This window comes from Peribacillus sp. NPDC097197, assembly GCF_050278025.1.
Classification (GTDB): domain Bacteria; phylum Bacillota; class Bacilli; order Bacillales; family DSM-1321; genus Peribacillus.
The window spans coordinates 78031-93178 of record NZ_JBNNST010000010.1 but is presented as its reverse complement, the minus strand read 5'-3'; the positions used below and the strand labels follow the sequence as shown (position 1 = coordinate 93178).

At 37.8% G+C, this 15148-nt stretch carries 17 protein-coding genes; 2 read left to right on the top strand and 15 right to left on the bottom strand.

Features of this window, described 5'->3' with window-relative positions; translation table 11 throughout:
• Positions 1 to 200: 200 nt before the first annotated feature.
• From ACQKL6_RS14435 to ACQKL6_RS14425, 3 genes are all read right to left on the bottom strand, one after another.
• Positions 201 to 1262, bottom strand: coding sequence for an LLM class flavin-dependent oxidoreductase (locus tag ACQKL6_RS14435; RefSeq protein WP_427651345.1), 1062 nt, complete (start codon positions 1260 to 1262; stop codon positions 201 to 203).
• A 202-nt stretch (positions 1263 to 1464) separates the two neighbouring features.
• Complete coding sequence (locus ACQKL6_RS14430) at positions 1465 to 2049, bottom strand: helix-turn-helix domain-containing protein (RefSeq protein ID WP_427651344.1); 585 nt, start codon at positions 2047 to 2049, stop codon at positions 1465 to 1467.
• A gap of 131 nt (positions 2050 to 2180) precedes the next feature.
• Positions 2181 to 2939 (bottom strand): SDR family NAD(P)-dependent oxidoreductase, encoded by a 759-nt coding sequence (locus tag ACQKL6_RS14425; protein ID WP_427651343.1) that lies wholly within the window; start codon positions 2937 to 2939, stop codon positions 2181 to 2183.
• Between the two features lie 336 nt (positions 2940 to 3275).
• Between ACQKL6_RS14425 and ACQKL6_RS14420 the strand changes: the two genes are divergently transcribed.
• Positions 3276 to 3845 carry a hypothetical protein gene (locus ACQKL6_RS14420; RefSeq protein ID WP_427651342.1) on the top strand — a complete coding sequence of 190 codons (570 nt, stop codon included), beginning with the start codon at positions 3276 to 3278 and terminating at the stop codon, positions 3843 to 3845.
• Between the two features lie 133 nt (positions 3846 to 3978).
• Here ACQKL6_RS14420 and ACQKL6_RS14415 read toward each other — a convergent pair whose 3' ends face one another.
• From ACQKL6_RS14415 to ACQKL6_RS14405, 3 genes are read right to left on the bottom strand one after another with little or no spacing between them, the layout of a single operon-like run.
• On the bottom strand, positions 3979 to 4383 hold the full coding sequence (locus ACQKL6_RS14415; protein WP_427651341.1) for a DUF4279 domain-containing protein: 405 nt from the start codon (positions 4381 to 4383) through the stop codon (positions 3979 to 3981).
• A 56-nt stretch (positions 4384 to 4439) separates the two neighbouring features.
• The gene (locus ACQKL6_RS14410; RefSeq protein WP_427651340.1) at positions 4440 to 4958 is read right to left on the bottom strand and encodes a GNAT family N-acetyltransferase; all 519 of its coding nucleotides are present in this window, start codon (positions 4956 to 4958) and stop codon (positions 4440 to 4442) included.
• Between the two features lie 24 nt (positions 4959 to 4982).
• A complete protein-coding gene (locus ACQKL6_RS14405; RefSeq protein ID WP_427651339.1) occupies positions 4983 to 5435 on the bottom strand; it encodes a MarR family winged helix-turn-helix transcriptional regulator in 453 nt (150 codons plus the stop codon).
• Positions 5436 to 5556: 121 nt separating this feature from the next.
• On the opposite strand from ACQKL6_RS14405, the gene ACQKL6_RS14400 reads away from it, so the two are divergent.
• Entirely contained in the window at positions 5557 to 5997 is a 441-nt protein-coding gene (locus tag ACQKL6_RS14400) for a GNAT family N-acetyltransferase (RefSeq protein WP_427651338.1), read from the top strand.
• 87 nt (positions 5998 to 6084) lie between these two features.
• On the opposite strand, the gene ACQKL6_RS14395 is transcribed toward ACQKL6_RS14400, so the two are convergent.
• The 9 genes from ACQKL6_RS14395 to ACQKL6_RS14355 all read right to left on the bottom strand — a co-directional run bounded on the left by ACQKL6_RS14395 (position 6085) and on the right by ACQKL6_RS14355 (position 15031).
• On the bottom strand, positions 6085 to 6288 hold the full coding sequence (locus ACQKL6_RS14395; protein WP_427651337.1) for a hypothetical protein: 204 nt from the start codon (positions 6286 to 6288) through the stop codon (positions 6085 to 6087).
• 51 nt (positions 6289 to 6339) lie between these two features.
• Positions 6340 to 6813, bottom strand: a complete 474-nt coding sequence (locus ACQKL6_RS14390) for a hypothetical protein (protein ID WP_427651336.1) — start codon at positions 6811 to 6813, stop codon at positions 6340 to 6342.
• Positions 6814 to 6957: 144 nt separating this feature from the next.
• Complete coding sequence (locus tag ACQKL6_RS14385; protein ID WP_427651335.1) at positions 6958 to 8064, bottom strand: acyltransferase; 1107 nt, start codon at positions 8062 to 8064, stop codon at positions 6958 to 6960.
• Between the two features lie 789 nt (positions 8065 to 8853).
• Entirely contained in the window at positions 8854 to 9519 is a 666-nt protein-coding gene (locus ACQKL6_RS14380) for a hypothetical protein (RefSeq protein ID WP_427651333.1), read from the bottom strand.
• A 16-nt stretch (positions 9520 to 9535) separates the two neighbouring features.
• Positions 9536 to 10372 (bottom strand): DUF1835 domain-containing protein, encoded by an 837-nt coding sequence (locus tag ACQKL6_RS14375; RefSeq protein WP_427651332.1) that lies wholly within the window; start codon positions 10370 to 10372, stop codon positions 9536 to 9538.
• A 192-nt stretch (positions 10373 to 10564) separates the two neighbouring features.
• Positions 10565 to 12658, bottom strand: a complete 2094-nt coding sequence (locus ACQKL6_RS14370) for a GmrSD restriction endonuclease domain-containing protein (RefSeq protein ID WP_427651331.1) — start codon at positions 12656 to 12658, stop codon at positions 10565 to 10567.
• Positions 12659 to 12820: 162 nt separating this feature from the next.
• On the bottom strand, positions 12821 to 13135 hold the full coding sequence (locus tag ACQKL6_RS14365; RefSeq protein ID WP_427651330.1) for a hypothetical protein: 315 nt from the start codon (positions 13133 to 13135) through the stop codon (positions 12821 to 12823).
• Positions 13136 to 13173: 38 nt separating this feature from the next.
• Complete coding sequence (locus tag ACQKL6_RS14360; protein WP_427651329.1) at positions 13174 to 13821, bottom strand: hypothetical protein; 648 nt, start codon at positions 13819 to 13821, stop codon at positions 13174 to 13176.
• Positions 13822 to 14053: 232 nt separating this feature from the next.
• Complete coding sequence (locus tag ACQKL6_RS14355) at positions 14054 to 15031, bottom strand: tRNA dihydrouridine synthase (protein WP_427651388.1); 978 nt, start codon at positions 15029 to 15031, stop codon at positions 14054 to 14056.
• Positions 15032 to 15148: the final 117 nt, after the last annotated feature.

Genomic DNA, 15148 nt, shown 5'->3' with positions numbered 1-15148 from the left:
TAAACCTCCTATATTCGCACCCTTTTCAGTAGCTTCCTCTTTATCATTGCCCGAGTAAATTCTTCCAATACTAAAAACGAAGGCAACTGAAAATCCGAGAATCGTTTACAGATTCCCGGATGCTGTAAGTGTACTGTATGTTTTATTATACCTAAAAAAGATGGATCCGACATTAAGTTTGGGTGAATCGCCTCAAAGGCTTACGATTCCTCGCCGCCCTCTGCTTCCCATCTCGCAATTTCCTCCCGTACTATTGGGGCCACCTCTTTACCCAATAGTTCGATGGCTTTCATCACATCATCATGTGGCATCGATCCGACGGGAACATGCAGCATGAAGCGCGTGATTCCCACGGTTTTACGAAGGTGAATGATTTTTTTCGCCACGGTCTCCGCGTCACCTACATATAGGGCACCTTCTAAACTACGTGCCGAATCGAAGGTTTCACGGGTGTATTCTCCCCACCCACGCTCTCTTCCTAACACGTTCATCGCTTTCTGAGTGGAAGGGAAAAATTTCTCTGTTGCAAGATCGGTACTCTCGGCAATGAATCCATGTGAGTGGGAGGCAACTGGTAACTTGCTTGGGTCATGCCCTGCCTCTTTGACCGCCCTTTTATACAGTTGGACGAGCCCTGCAAACTGTCTCGGGCTTCCGCCGATAATCGCAAGAACAAGTGGTAGTCCAAGCATGCCTGCGCGAACAACAGATTGTGGAGTACCACCGCTCGCAATCCAAACAGGTAAAGGATCCTGAACAGGAATCGGGTAAATCCCACGGTTTTGAATGGCTGGACGATGCTTGCCACTCCAGGTCACCTTTTCGGACTGCTGGATTTTCAACAGCAGGTCCAGCTTCTCATCGAACAGCTCATTGTAATCATCCAAATCATACCCGAATAGCGGAAACGACTCGATGAAAGAACCCCGGCCCGCCATGATTTCCGCACGTCCATTCGAAATCGCATCAAGTGTCGAAAATTGCTGGAATACTCGTACCGGATCGTCTGAAGACAACACCGTCACAGCACTTGTAAGACGAATCCGTTTTGTCCGTGAAGCAGCGGCGGCCAATACGACAGCTGGTGAGGAAGCCGCATAATCCCTCCGATGGTGCTCTCCTACCCCGTAGACATCCAGTCCCACCTCATCCGCTAATACAATCTCCTCCACTACCTCACGTATACGTTCGGCATGGCTAAGTACCTTACCCGTTTCTACATCCGGTGTCGTTTCCACAAAAGTAGTCAATCCAATTTCCATGTACTTTCCCCCCTCTATGTATGGTTGATATACCATGTTCCGTTCTTATCATTAAAAAAGATCCTATCATTCATCATACAATATCATGTGAATACTTCTCAAATTTCCAATTCACTTATCCACAGTAAAAAGGCAGGGCCCCTATCAAGGGCTGACTGCCTGTTGGTAGAACTATTTTATAGATTGATGGCTTTTTTTCTCCTTAAATCAACTGATAAAACAAACCGTGCTGCGTGCAGTACCAAAGCAACATGCCGTGTTTACGCTTCGGAATGCGGGTTTGCAGCCCCCATTCCGGATATTGTTTGATAAGTTGGACCTGGTCTCCTGTAGCAAAGGCAATAAAAGAAATATAATGCTCTTTGGTCATAGGATGATCGCTTGAAATGAACCAATCCTCTTCAACCTGTGTAACTTCCAGCTTTTCCTCGTCCGTCGCTTTCTTCGGTACAAGTGCCTCCAACTTTCTTCCACAACAAGAAACAGCAGCGTTACCGGTGCTTAAGGTAATATTCCCACAAGATGGACACACAAAATAGTTTGACCTTTTCATATTTCCTCCTACAAAATCATTGGAAGCGAGTTCGCCCTCCAGAATATGTTCAATGTTCACACCTAGGAGGGAGGACAATTCCGGTAACAGGGAGATATCCGGACAGCCTTGGCCACGCTCCCATTTTGAAATCGTCCGGTCAGAAAGGTTCATCCTGTCAGCCAATTCCTTTTGCGTGAACCCTTTTTCCCTCCGCAATCGTAAAATCAAATGGCCCACTTTGCTAGTATCCATTGATTCACCCCCTACTCATTACATCATAAGAGGTATGGCCCGATCCGGCAACAAACGCTCCGTAGAGTTCTATAAATGAAGACATGCAAAAAGCCTGTTCCAATCGAAACAGGCTTTTTGCTGATCTATGATTATTTGGTATTAGTAAATCCACCATCAATGCGAATAACTTCTCCATTGATATATTCTGCTTTAGACGTCAATAGGAAGGTTACAAGTTCCGCAACCTCTTCCGGAGTTCCCAACCTTTTTTGCGGGATTCCCTTCGTTGCGTTCTCTTTCATGGCCGGATTCGCCTCGTAGAAAGCCTTGACCATCGGTGTCTCAGTAGGTCCTGGTGCAATTGCATTCACACGCAGACCTTCTTTTGCGTATTCAGCCACCATGGACTTCGTTAACCCTGCAATAGCATGTTTCGTAGCGGAATATGTCACTACTGAATCTTGTCCGATCACACCCGCGCTTGAAGCTGTATTAACAATCGATCCACTGCCATTTTTCAGCATGACCTCGGCTACATAACGAACGCCATATAAAGCACCCATTAAATTGATTTGAACGATCTTTTCAATTTCTTCCACGTCCGTATCCAAGAAATACTTACCGCTACCAGAAATCCCTGCATTGTTAAAGAAATAATCGATTTGGCCATATTTCTCTACTGTTTGATCCACATAGTTCTTCACTTCTTCTGCTTTGGAAACATCCGTTTTGATGAAAAAAGAATCGACTCCTAATTTTTTCACCATTTCAACCGTTTCGTTCCCACCCTTTTCATTAACGTCCACTACAACGATATTGACTCCTTCTTCAGCCATTCGAACCGCTGTAGCTTGTCCTAATCCGCTTCCTGCTCCTGTGATAATCGCTACTTTATTCTTAGTTGTCATGAAAAAACCTCCGTTGTAATGAATAAGAACCGGGTAACCAGCACTATCCACGTATATTTTCTCTTAGGATAAAATACCCTAACTCTCTTATACTTTACCCCGTGGGTAGGATTTAAAACGATTAATTTCTGGAAGAGGAAATCGCTTAAATATTAAAAGAATAGCTATAAAGGAAAAAATTGATTTATCATAAAATGTATAGTGACACTTACCCTTTAACTAATCGAATGATTTTTACCTAAAATGGGTTTGCGAAGGTTTACACTTAAACACAGCAGTTTAGTTCAATTAGATGATAAAATCTTATAAGAACAAAATTAATATTGGAGGAAAAATATGAAGGTGGAATTGGCAACAAATGAAGAAATTGATATGCTTCATTCAAAGTTTAAAAAATTCAATACTCATCTTCTCGAAGAACCAAGTAAGGTATACAACCATATCGGTATAATGGATGTATATGATCGAGTTCTTAATGAAGAAGAGGCAAGTGAGTTATTGAAGAGAAGTCATAATTTTAAGTACAGTGAAAAATTCGTTAGCACTTTTACGAATCTTTTTTATATAGAAGAGAATGAAGTGTATGTAAACATTTATAAAAAAGGAATGAAAAAGGAACGGTTCAAATACATATTAAGTTGTTTAAACCAAGTAGAGGCGAATCTCTTTCGAAAATTGTTTTCCAATAGTAAGGGAATTTACAAAATAGGTGATATGGAAGCCCTTAACTTTTTAACAAAACTTTCAGTGGATGAACTGTATTTTGCAAACTTTTACTTTCCTTCTATGGATACCGTGATAATTGGGAATTATGAGTTGTCCTTTCCTGTTTATTCTAAGACGAAAATAGGTTTTAAGAAGTGTAAGGATATCATTGAAGAAAATGGCTTATATATACGACAATGAAATATTATAGTTCCTCTTTTGGAAGCCGAGACGGAGAAATGACAAAATGGATTCTTTATTTCTATCTTTTTAAAAAAACCTGACAAAAATACTTGTCAGGTCGAGTCGAGTGCAGGTGACTATTTGGATATCCTTAACTAATTATGTATAAATCGAATTGGATTTCCGCTTGAATACGGCTAGAAAAATCTATCATGTTTTTCTCTAAATACATTGCCGGTTTTTCATCATTAACTATTTCTATGACAATCATAAAAAGATACTCTAAATCATATTTCTTTTTGAGCTGATTTAATTCTTCCGTTTTCCCTACAAGGGATTTTAGAATCAAATTCAACTGATCATTAATATCGTACGACTCTTGGTATCCAGTGCTTAAAATCCAATCGGTGTGTTTTCTTCTTTTACTAGTAGTTGATACTAGATTAGGGTGATTGATTACATCTCCCTTATTATAGATTTTTGTAGGTTCCATATCAAGAACATTCGTTATTATATCCACAGGGAAATCCTCACCGAACGCACTAAAATAAGCCATTACTCTTGTTTTGTCCAGAATGCTTCATCCTCTTCTTTATAAAAATATCCTATAATTCACATAAGTATTTTAGTCATCACAAGATCGGTCTGTTTTTCATCTCCCATTTGAAAGGAATGCTTTCCAGTCTGAGTAAAGCCCATTTTTCCATAAAATTTGATGGCCCCCTCATTTTTTTCCCACACGCCTAACCAGACTTTCTTCTTACTCTGGTCTTTCGCCAATTCTATTCCTTTACTTATAAGATGATGACCCAATCCCTGCCCTTGAAATTCCTTTCTTATATAAATCCTCTCAATTTCAAGTGACTCATCACCCTCCTTTTCTGTCTGGGCTTCATCGATATTCACCTTTAAATACCCGGCGACTTCTGTATGACAATAGATAAAAAAGAATTCCGAAGAGGGATTGGATAATTCCGTTCCTAATTGCTTTAAATTAAACGCCTCTTCCAAATAAACCTTCATATTTTCGGGGGAATTCTGATCCTTAAAGGTCTCATTAAATGTTTCGCAGCCAATCTCTTGGAGTAGTGGCAAATCTTCAAGGGTACACTTTCGTATATGCATCGTCATTGTAATATTCTGCTCCTCTACTTATTAATAATTTCTCTTGTTTCCCTTTTTCACAAAATCCCAGTCTATTTCTATATTTTTTCTCACTTTTTGAAGAAGAGAAAAAAGGGTTTCCACTTCTTCTTCGGATAATCCAGCTAATGCGACTCTATTGGAATGATCATGTTCTCTTCTGATGAAAGGATACACACTTTCGCCTTTTACAGTTGGGAAAAGCTTTTTGATCTTTTGGTTATGCGTATCCTCTCTCTTTTCAATAAAACCTTGTATCTCCAATTTCTTTATTGCACGAGCTGCCGTGGTTCGGTCTACTTTTATCATTTCTGCTACCCGTTCTTGAATGATTCCTGGATTCTCGCATATGCGCACAAGGTACAAATACTGCCCTTTTGTAAGGTCATATTCTTTAAACTCTATATTGCTAATAGAATCCAAGGCCCTTGCTACCATTCCAATCTCACGAAGCACTTCCTTCATATGTTCAACACCACCAATCACCCGTATTTGCTAATACAAATAGTAATGGATTTTTGTTGCATTTGCAACAAAAAATATTGTACGATATAACTTGAAACAGTTGAGAAAGGGACGAAGAAAAGTGAAAGTAAAAAAGATAATCGAAGAGAATGAGCTAAAACAGGCATTCCATATCAGAAGCAAGGTATTTGTAGAAGAACAGGGCGTTCCATTAGAAGTTGAATTTGACGAATTCGATACACTTGATGGTCAATGCGAACACATTTTAGCTTATCACAATGAACTACCAGTAGGGACAGGTAGAATAAGAACAGTTGATGGCTTTGGTAAATTAGAAAGAATTTGCATCTTAAAAGCTTACCGTAAATTGGGGTATGGAAAAATAATCATTAAAGCACTCGAAGAAATAGCAGAAAAAAATGAAGTGTCCAAAGTGAAATTGCACGGACAAAAACAGGCAGAAGGCTTTTATGAGAACCTCGGGTATCTGACTTCATCCGATCTATTTATGGAAGACGGAATCCCACATGTATTGATGGTGAAGGAGTTATCCAGTAAATAGAGACGACCAATATACTAAAGAAAACCCGACAAGAAAAAGACTTGTCAGGTTGATAGATGTCATATAAGTTTCCTTTTATTAAGGTAATTATTGTTCACTTTCACAAGAAAAAGAATAATTAAGAGTAAGGGCAGTCATACTAACATTCGGTTGCCCCCCTTTTTCATAACATTGATCACTGGCTACATTAATTTCTTTATTATTAAAATAAGACTTAGTCGCAACTAAAAAGATTCTCATCAAAACAACTAAAGCTGCTGCACTTAGATAAAACTTTGTTTTAAATTTCATTTCTTTCCACTCCCCTCATTTATAACATGCTACATGAATGTCTCCCCTTAATTATTTCCTCTTTCTCTTGCCTTTCACAATCAAGATGACGGCCCCGATAATGAAGACAACCACAATTCCGGCCGTAGTGGCGATCGTTTTAACCTTCGGAACAATCACTTCAAACTCGACAGGCGTTTCGGTAGCTGTCGAAATATCCCAAGATAGGGTTTTACCCTTCTCCTCATCCGCATTGTTTGATCCAAAGAGGTTATACGGAAGCGCTACTTCCAGTTTAAGATCCGATTGGTCTAGCTTTTGAAGAATGATGGATTGTATGAAGGTGTTGCTCGTTACCTCCCCTATGTACCGGCTAAGCTGGCTTTGTAAATCAACGGATGCCTTCACATCATAGGCTGTATAAAAGAAAGAGTCCTTCTCATCCACGGAAATCTTACTCTCACCTGATCCGTCCTGGGTAGAGTTCAGTGCTTCAAGAGAAGGGTAATGTTTATACACCTTGATGGCATTCTCGCCTTGTTCCAACTTGTAATCCGTCCCCTTCAGTGCCTTTTCAATATATGAAACATATTACCATTCACCTGATATTCTCTCAAAAATGACCAAAAACCCGAAAATGTTGATGAATCAACGTATTCGGGTTTTATTTTATTTTGACTAATATCCTTCTTAATTGGCTTTAAGGTAAGGCACTTCCTCTTCCTTTTTAACCTTTTTGTTTTTCCGTTGAGGAATTGGAACAACATAGGAAGAAAACGGTAGGAGACTGATTAAATGAACCAAGGCCATACAGACACCTAACACGGCTATAAGTGCAAAAACAAACATCGAACTTTCCAATACAGACATACTTCCATAATGATCTATGATCTTAGTTTTAAAAAATGATAGGACAAGCGGATGAATAAGGTAAATCCCCATTGAATAATTCCCTATCTTCTTAAAGATTTCGCGTACAATTGTTTCTTTTTTGATGAGATTATATATAATGAGTAAAACTGAAATGAACAGTGGTACCAAATACAGATTTTCCACCCTTGTTGAGCTAAAGATTCCATTATTTGTGGATATGATAATCCAAGTCTCCATGAAGGCCAACCCGAAGAGAATTAAGAATAGAAATTGATTTTTAGCAATGAAACTTTTAATCTCATGGAAAAATTTAGCGAAAACTAATCCAATTCCGAAGAAGCCAATCCAGTTTAAAAGAAAGGATCGTCTACCATAAAAGAAGTTTGTTAAAAATTCACTGTTGAATTGAATGGGGGTATGATTAATCCAAATAACATTCACGATGATTGTCAAACAGGTGAAAATAATGAGTTTCGGATTACTCAGTCGTTGGACAAAAGGAAAAATTATATAAAACTGAAAAACCGCCAAGAAAAAGTAGAGATGTGTATATGCCGTTCCATATATAAGCTGCCCAAAGAATTCACCAAAATTATTATCTTTCTCTAAGAAATAAATATTGAAAACTAAATATACAAAGGACCATATAATATATGGAAAAAGAATTTTTGTAATTCTTGTCTTAAGGAAATAATTTAAATTAAATCCCCTATTAACAACCGAAATCATGAGCAAAAAGGAACTAATAATAGCAAAAATTGGCGTTCCCATTCTAGCAATTTGATTGAAAAACAACAAAGGTTCGGCTGTGAATTCTTTACTGCTATAAAATAACGTGGCTGTTACATGTACAGTAAGGACTAATATACATGCAATAGCCCTAATGAAAGTGACTTCATCATAAAATACCTTTTTTTTCTTCAAAATATTAACAAACTCCTTTATTAGTAATCTGGATGAAAAAATGAACGTCGTATACGTAATACTCTTTTATAATAATCTATAACAATCCATTCTTACTATAGCAAAAAATGTATTATCTGAATAGCGTTGTTCCTACTAGTCTTACTCTCCTACACAACCTGATCAAGACATAGTCCTTTGAAGATCCAACCTTTATGAACTTGTAATTTCAGTAGGAATATTTGTTCTTTGTTCTCTGTTACCTCACTTCTATCCTGCTTATTATTTAACATAGAGGCCATTGCATTATCGAAAAGGAGCATACTCTTCTTCAATGATATAAACCAATCTCCTTCTGGTCACAGATATCCTTCCTTTTTTCCTTTAAACTTTTTGGAATAGACCTATAAAATGCAAAACTCTTTCTATATCAAAAGTATTATAAGTACGGTAGACCATTAGCACGTTCGAATTCTGAACTACATTCTTTTGAATGATTAAATCGTTAAGATAAACTTTCTGCCTACAGATTCTATATATTAGATACCTATCTTACTATAAGGAACGAATCTTTCTTCAATATCGGAAAATTTTTTTTCAATATCTATTTCCTTAGTCCAAGTAAATTCACCTTCTAAGTGTTGGGCAAGATATAAACTCTCCCCTTAAATGCCTCGTTCCGCCATTCCCATCCTCTTTTCCGAAAGCTTTCAAGTAGATGGATTCCCTGACTTTTATGACTCTAAATATATCACAAGCAATTAGATAGAAAAAAAGACCTCCATGCCGTACATGAAAGTCTCCACTCAATTATTTCCTCTTTCTCTTGCCTTTCACAATCAAGATGACAGCCCCGATAATGAAAACAACCACAATTCCCGCTGTAGTGGCGATTGTTTTAACCTTCGGAACAAACACTTCAAACTCGACAGGCGTTTCGGTAGCTGTCGAGATATCCCAGGATAGGGTATTACCATTCTCCTCATCGGCATTATTTGAGCCAAAGAGCTTATATGGAAGGGCTACTTCCAGTTTAAGATCCGATTGGTCTAGCTTTTGAAGAATGATGGATTGTATGAAGGTGTTGCTGGTTACCTCCCCTATGTACCGGTTAAGCTGGCTTTGTAAATCAACGGATGCCTTCACATCATAGGCTGTATAAAAGAAAGAGTCCTTCTCATCCACGAAAATCTTACTCTCACCTGATCCGTCCTGGATGGAGTTCAGCGCTTCAAGAGAAGGGTAATGTTTATACACCTTGATGGCATTTTCGCCTTGTTCCAGCTTGTAATCCGTCCCCTTCAGTGCCTTTTCTATATAGGGACCGGCCAGCGCATACATATCACCGTCCATGGCAGCTTCAAGCGAGAGATCCGCACTTTTATCTTTATTTATTTCAACCCGCGCTGTGGAATCCACGCATCCTGCAAGGATTAATCCCAATAAAGGAATCGCGAGCCATTTAATTCGCTTCATTCTTTCCCCCCTGATTTCAGTTGTCCTGTTTTAATCTAATCTTATAAAACCGTATCCCTTCAAGATTACCTTCCGTTTCAAATAATCCTAGTTCAACCAGCTTTTTCAGTCGAGATTCAAGAAACGCATCCCCTACATACTGATCTAAATGCCCCAACACCTCGCCAATAAGCCTTGCGGATATCATAAAATCCTTAGTCTTTTGTTGGCCATGTAGCTTTTTGGCTTTCTTCATAATGAATGCATCATAATAATCTTCAGGAACGCTCTGAATCCTTCCATTTCTCCATATTCGTAATGTTTCTTGATTATCTGAAAGGCATTGCCACTCTTTTTCTAAATCTTCTCGATCATGGTCAGTACATAACTTTCTTTTACCCTTTTCATATATGGATTGAAGCTTTTCAGAGGGAATTTCACCTGTATGAAGTGGTGTATATTTCACCTTTTTCACTTGAAACAGTTCTTCGTACGCTTTTGTCGTGTTAATAAGGCTAATATCCAGATTTTTTTCCTTTAAAAGATAAACAATCAACCTCAATCCTGTTTGTTCATGTGCATTAGATGAAGTCCAAATGGTTAGATGACTTCCTTCAGGAATAGACTGTATTTGTTTGATCGTCTTTTCAAACTTCTGTTCATAATCGGGAAAATCGCCAAATTCGTCATGTATGTACGTCTTCATCCACTCAAATCTAGCTTGAATCCCCTTTTCCTCATGCAGCTGCCGTACTGGCCCGATTGAAAATATGTCCCAAAAAGAGATAACCTTCTCCACTTTTTCAAGACCCATTTCCCTTAAAAAGAACCTTACGCTCCCTGAAGCCGATGCACCGAAAACAATATGTATCATATGAAAGCCCCCATCTGTTTCTTTACTAATTATATACAACTAAAATTAAACTCAAAGCAATAACAATGATAATAGCACCAATAGAGTATTGGTAAGTCCTATTACATTTTCAAGTACTAGTTAAAGGCAAATTAACTGAAAAAATAACCTGCCTAAAGTAGACAGGTTATTTTAAATGGATATTTGAGATCCTTACTCTTCGTCCCTATGTTTATCAAAAGATTGTTGTACGAGGAACATGGCATATTCAAGCTCACTTTCATTTGTAACTCCGAACTCGACATCACCATTTCCCCATCTACCCAAATTCGTAACATCTTTACATATTTCATTTGGATCATGTATTTCACTAAATGGCATGTTAAGACTTAAACGAAGTCTACTTTTTTGGGGAACAATATCTACGAAGTTTGTTGTTGTTTTGTAAGCAATATATAGTTTTTTAAATTCTTCCCTTACAGAACTATCCAAGTTACAAATTCTTTTTCTTAGTTGTTCAAATAATTCTAACATGGCTCCCGTTAATTCAGGAAAATCATCGATTGTATATTTTACTTTCTCATTGTCATTAGGCTTTTTCTTATATTGTGAAATGACTTCTTCGGACAGCTCTGGATAGCTCCAGACTACTATCGCCTGTTCCGCAAGCCTCTTTCCTCTATTCACAATTTCTTGCTCATTCCATAGTTCAAGTTGACCTATACCTCGATTCAAACGTAAAGGACTATCAGCAAAGCCACCATCCATGTCCCTTTTTTCTTTGAATGGTCTATCGCTCAATTCAGAGTTATATCTCGTTAAAGTTAAATTCCCTAAAGAATGAAGATAGGTCTTATGAACTTCTTCCCAATTTACTCCTAAATCATTTCTCCATGCAATAGACATATTTTCATTTTGAGGCATGATATGTTCAATCGTATAGCTCTCAATTTCGACAATTTCTTTTCTATTGTAATTTTCCAACTTTCTTAATAAATAGTTGCGATTCCGAAAGTTGTATACATCTTTTACGGTAAGTTCCCTTATAAATTCTTCATTATTCGGGAACCTCTTATAAGAGTCTTTAAGTGCTAAAATAACCTGTAGGCTTTCTACATATTTTTCTTTGTTTATTTCCTTGCTTATCGTGGCAAAGGTTTTATTAAGTGAATTTGTTGGCACTCCACAAATTGCTCGACGAAAAACATACGACTCAACCAACTTTAGAATCGAAATAAATTCAGCCTGAGTTACCTTTTGGTTGAAATAATCATCATACACTTCAAGTAAGAATGGATATGAAACATCAACCTTTAAGGAATTAATATCTTTTAAAATAGCATTAATCTCTTTATCCTTTTCGGTCTGAAAGGCTAAGAGCACAAAGTACTTAGAGTATTGATAAATGTCTTTTAGAATTGTCTCAATATCCACCTCTTTTAGTTGAGCAACATACTCTTTAAAATCCGCATACACGTTTCTAATATTTGGTATACGCCCCATCTTGACCGTTAAATAGTCACGCATGAACCTATCAAATAAGGATGATTCACTTAAGTCACCAAATCTTTTCTCCATAGGATGCCAATAATTCTTATAAAGGACCTCTTGTTCGGCTGGGTCAAGTTTCATCAAGACATAATTGCGGATTAAATCGGCTTGTGACAAGTCAAGTCCTGTTGAATTCAAACTTTCAAAAATCAGTTGTGGATTATCGTGATCACGGTCAAGAGATATATCAACAACAATGAGTTTGGCTATGCCCCGATAAAGTAAATTAAGGTCGATCCCACTTTTTCTAATTTGGTCTAAAAAGAACTGGAAGTTTTCAAACACTCTTTGCGAGTATTCTTCAGGAAGCTCTTTCCCATTTATTAAGCTGAGTAGTGTTTCTTTATCTGTTTGCGTCAGGAGAAGTTTATGATAAAGCTCATCTTCCTCTTCATTATTTACTAAATAGTAATTCATGATTTTCTTTCTAGTTATATCAAACGTTTGTCCGCTGTCTTTTATTGCCTCACCTAAAGCAAGCAACAGCAAAGTAAGCGTGGTCATACGCTGTTGTCCGTCAATGACAAGTAATTGCGGTACAGCTGAGATTTGATATAGACCCTTTTCAATGTAAACGATAGACCCAACAAAATGCCCCTTAATATCATCATCTTTAGATGCTCGTAAAATATCGTTCCAAAGCTGTTTACATTGCTCTGCAGTCCAACTATATTTCCGCTGATAAATCGGGATTATAAATTGTTTTGTACCTTGAAGAAACTTCAAAAAATTCGTTTCAGATGCTTTCACTTCCATATCACCCTTCAATATTCCAGTCTAACTACTAAGACAAGTATAACAAGAAACATTAGAAGAAGTGCTTCACTTGATTAACCAATTTATTCCAATAAAAATCATGTGGTACATGTTTTTGCTTATAATTCCAGTATCCTAATTAGAGCTTATAGCGTTCGCTCCTTATCCTCTTGCTTCTGTACCTGACATAGAAATCATTGCAGTTGAAATAATCTCATTTAACTCTTCCAATGAAAAATTCTTAATCTTTATCCATCCTCGTGGATCCACTTCATAACCCTTTTTTATAATTGTTTCAGGGTCCATATATTTTCCAACTACATACCCATTTCCACTCGGATGTAATTGGGTAGCAAGAGTCTTCCCTTTTTGCAAACTATCAGGATAAATAAAATTTATTCTATTATTACTGATTGGTTCTTCCTGCAATTCTTTAAATGAATGAAAAATTGACTTCTTATGTTCAAAACTCAACAATATAAGTCCCTCCATTGTACTTCCTGTTTTTAAAACGATTATTGCATTATATTAGTGGCCTCTTTATTTTTTCGAAAGTTAGCATACTCTTCTTCAAATGACATAAACCAGTAGCCAGAATCGTCCTTGTCACAGATAGCCTTCCTCACTTCCTTTAAGCCATTGGGAGTAAAGCTATATGCATAAACTCTTTGTACATCAAATAGAGCGTCATAATAACGATAGATCATTAGAACATTCGAGTTCTGCACTACGTTCTTTTGAACAATTAATTCATTAAGAGATTCCATTCTGTCTACCGATTCTATGTATTGGATACCTATCACATTATGTGGAATAAACCCTTCTTCTGTATCTGAAAAGAGTTTTTCGATTGTCTCCATATCCTTAGTCCAAATAGACTCCCTTTCTAAATGCAGGGCAAGGTATAAAAAATTTTCTTCATCAACTCTCCCATCGTATTTCCACCATGACAAATCCATCGGTCTTGAACGCCCCATTGTTTTATCAAACTTGGAATCTTCGATAAATGAATCAAATCCCAACATCTCACCAAGATTGGCGAAGTAATCTATTTCACGTTTCGTAAACATTGAACGGTTATGTAACTTGGACAGATTCATTCTGCGGTAATTTCGAACATACACGTCAAATAATTGCATGAGATTAAAGTATTGCTTGTCCATTAGGAGTCTTCCTTCCTGATAAAAAATTCTGTAACATTCTGTTACTATTTTATCATTACATGTAATTTACTGTAACAAAAATAAACCTTTATAATCAATCACAAAGGTTGGATCCATCCATGCTATTTTTTAATATGGGAGTTCTTGAGAAGGAGTGAGGACAAACTACTATATAAAAAAAGACCCGGATTCGGGAATGTTACTTTACCGAATTCCAGGTCTGATTAAGTTCCTACTGTTCCTCCACCACTTCAGGATGTTCAAAAACATCAAGCAATGCGCGCACTTCATCCGTTGATTTTGTGTTCATCAATTGATTTCTCAGTTCACTTGCCCCTCTGAATCCACGGACATAGATCTTGAAAAAGCGAGGTAGGGGCTTGAACGAACGTGGTACGATTTCTGAATATTTATCATGAAGGTCCATATGCAATCTTAAGAGACCAAGCAATTCCCTACTATTATGCTCTTTCGGCTCTTTTTCAAAGGCAAATGGATTATGGAAAATGCCGCGTCCGATCATGATTCCATCCACTCCATACTTACGAGCAAGTTCCAAGCCAGTTTCGCGATCAGGGATATCTCCATTGATCGTCAAAAGTGTATTGGGTGCCACTTCATCACGAAGTTTCTTGATCTCCGGGATTAGTTCCCAATGAGCGTCCACTTTGCTCATTTCTTTTCTTGTACGCAGATGGATGGAAAGGTTCGCAATGTCTTGTTTCAAGATATGTGTTAGCCAGTCGCGCCATTCGTCGACTTCCGTGTAGCCAAGCCTTGTCTTTACACTAACAGGCAATCCGCCTGCTTTTGCTGCTTGGATTAATTCAGCAGCAACGTCGGGACGACAGATCAGGCCACTACCTTTCCCATTCCCTGCTACATTAGGAACAGGACAGCCCATATTGATATCGATCCCCTTAAACCCTTGTTCTGCCATACCAATGCTCATTTCCCTGAAGTTTTCAGGTCTATCTCCCCATATATGGGCAACCATTGGTTGTTCATCTTCCGTAAAGGTCAATCGCCCACGCACACTTTGTCTCCCCTCAGGGTGACAATAACTTTCCGAGTTTGTAAACTCTGTAAAAAATACATCGGGTCTGCCTGCTTCAGCCACTACATGGCGAAACACAACATCCGTCACTTCTTCCATCGGTGCCAGTACAAAAAAAGGTCGTGGTAAATCACGCCAAAAATTATCTTTCATCTTCAGATTCAAGTCCTCTCATTAGGGGTTATCAGATTCCCTCGATTTTTACTGGATATTCTATAAACATCTTCGAAAAGGAAAAGACAGTCACGCCAAGGGCTGCCATGAAAAAGG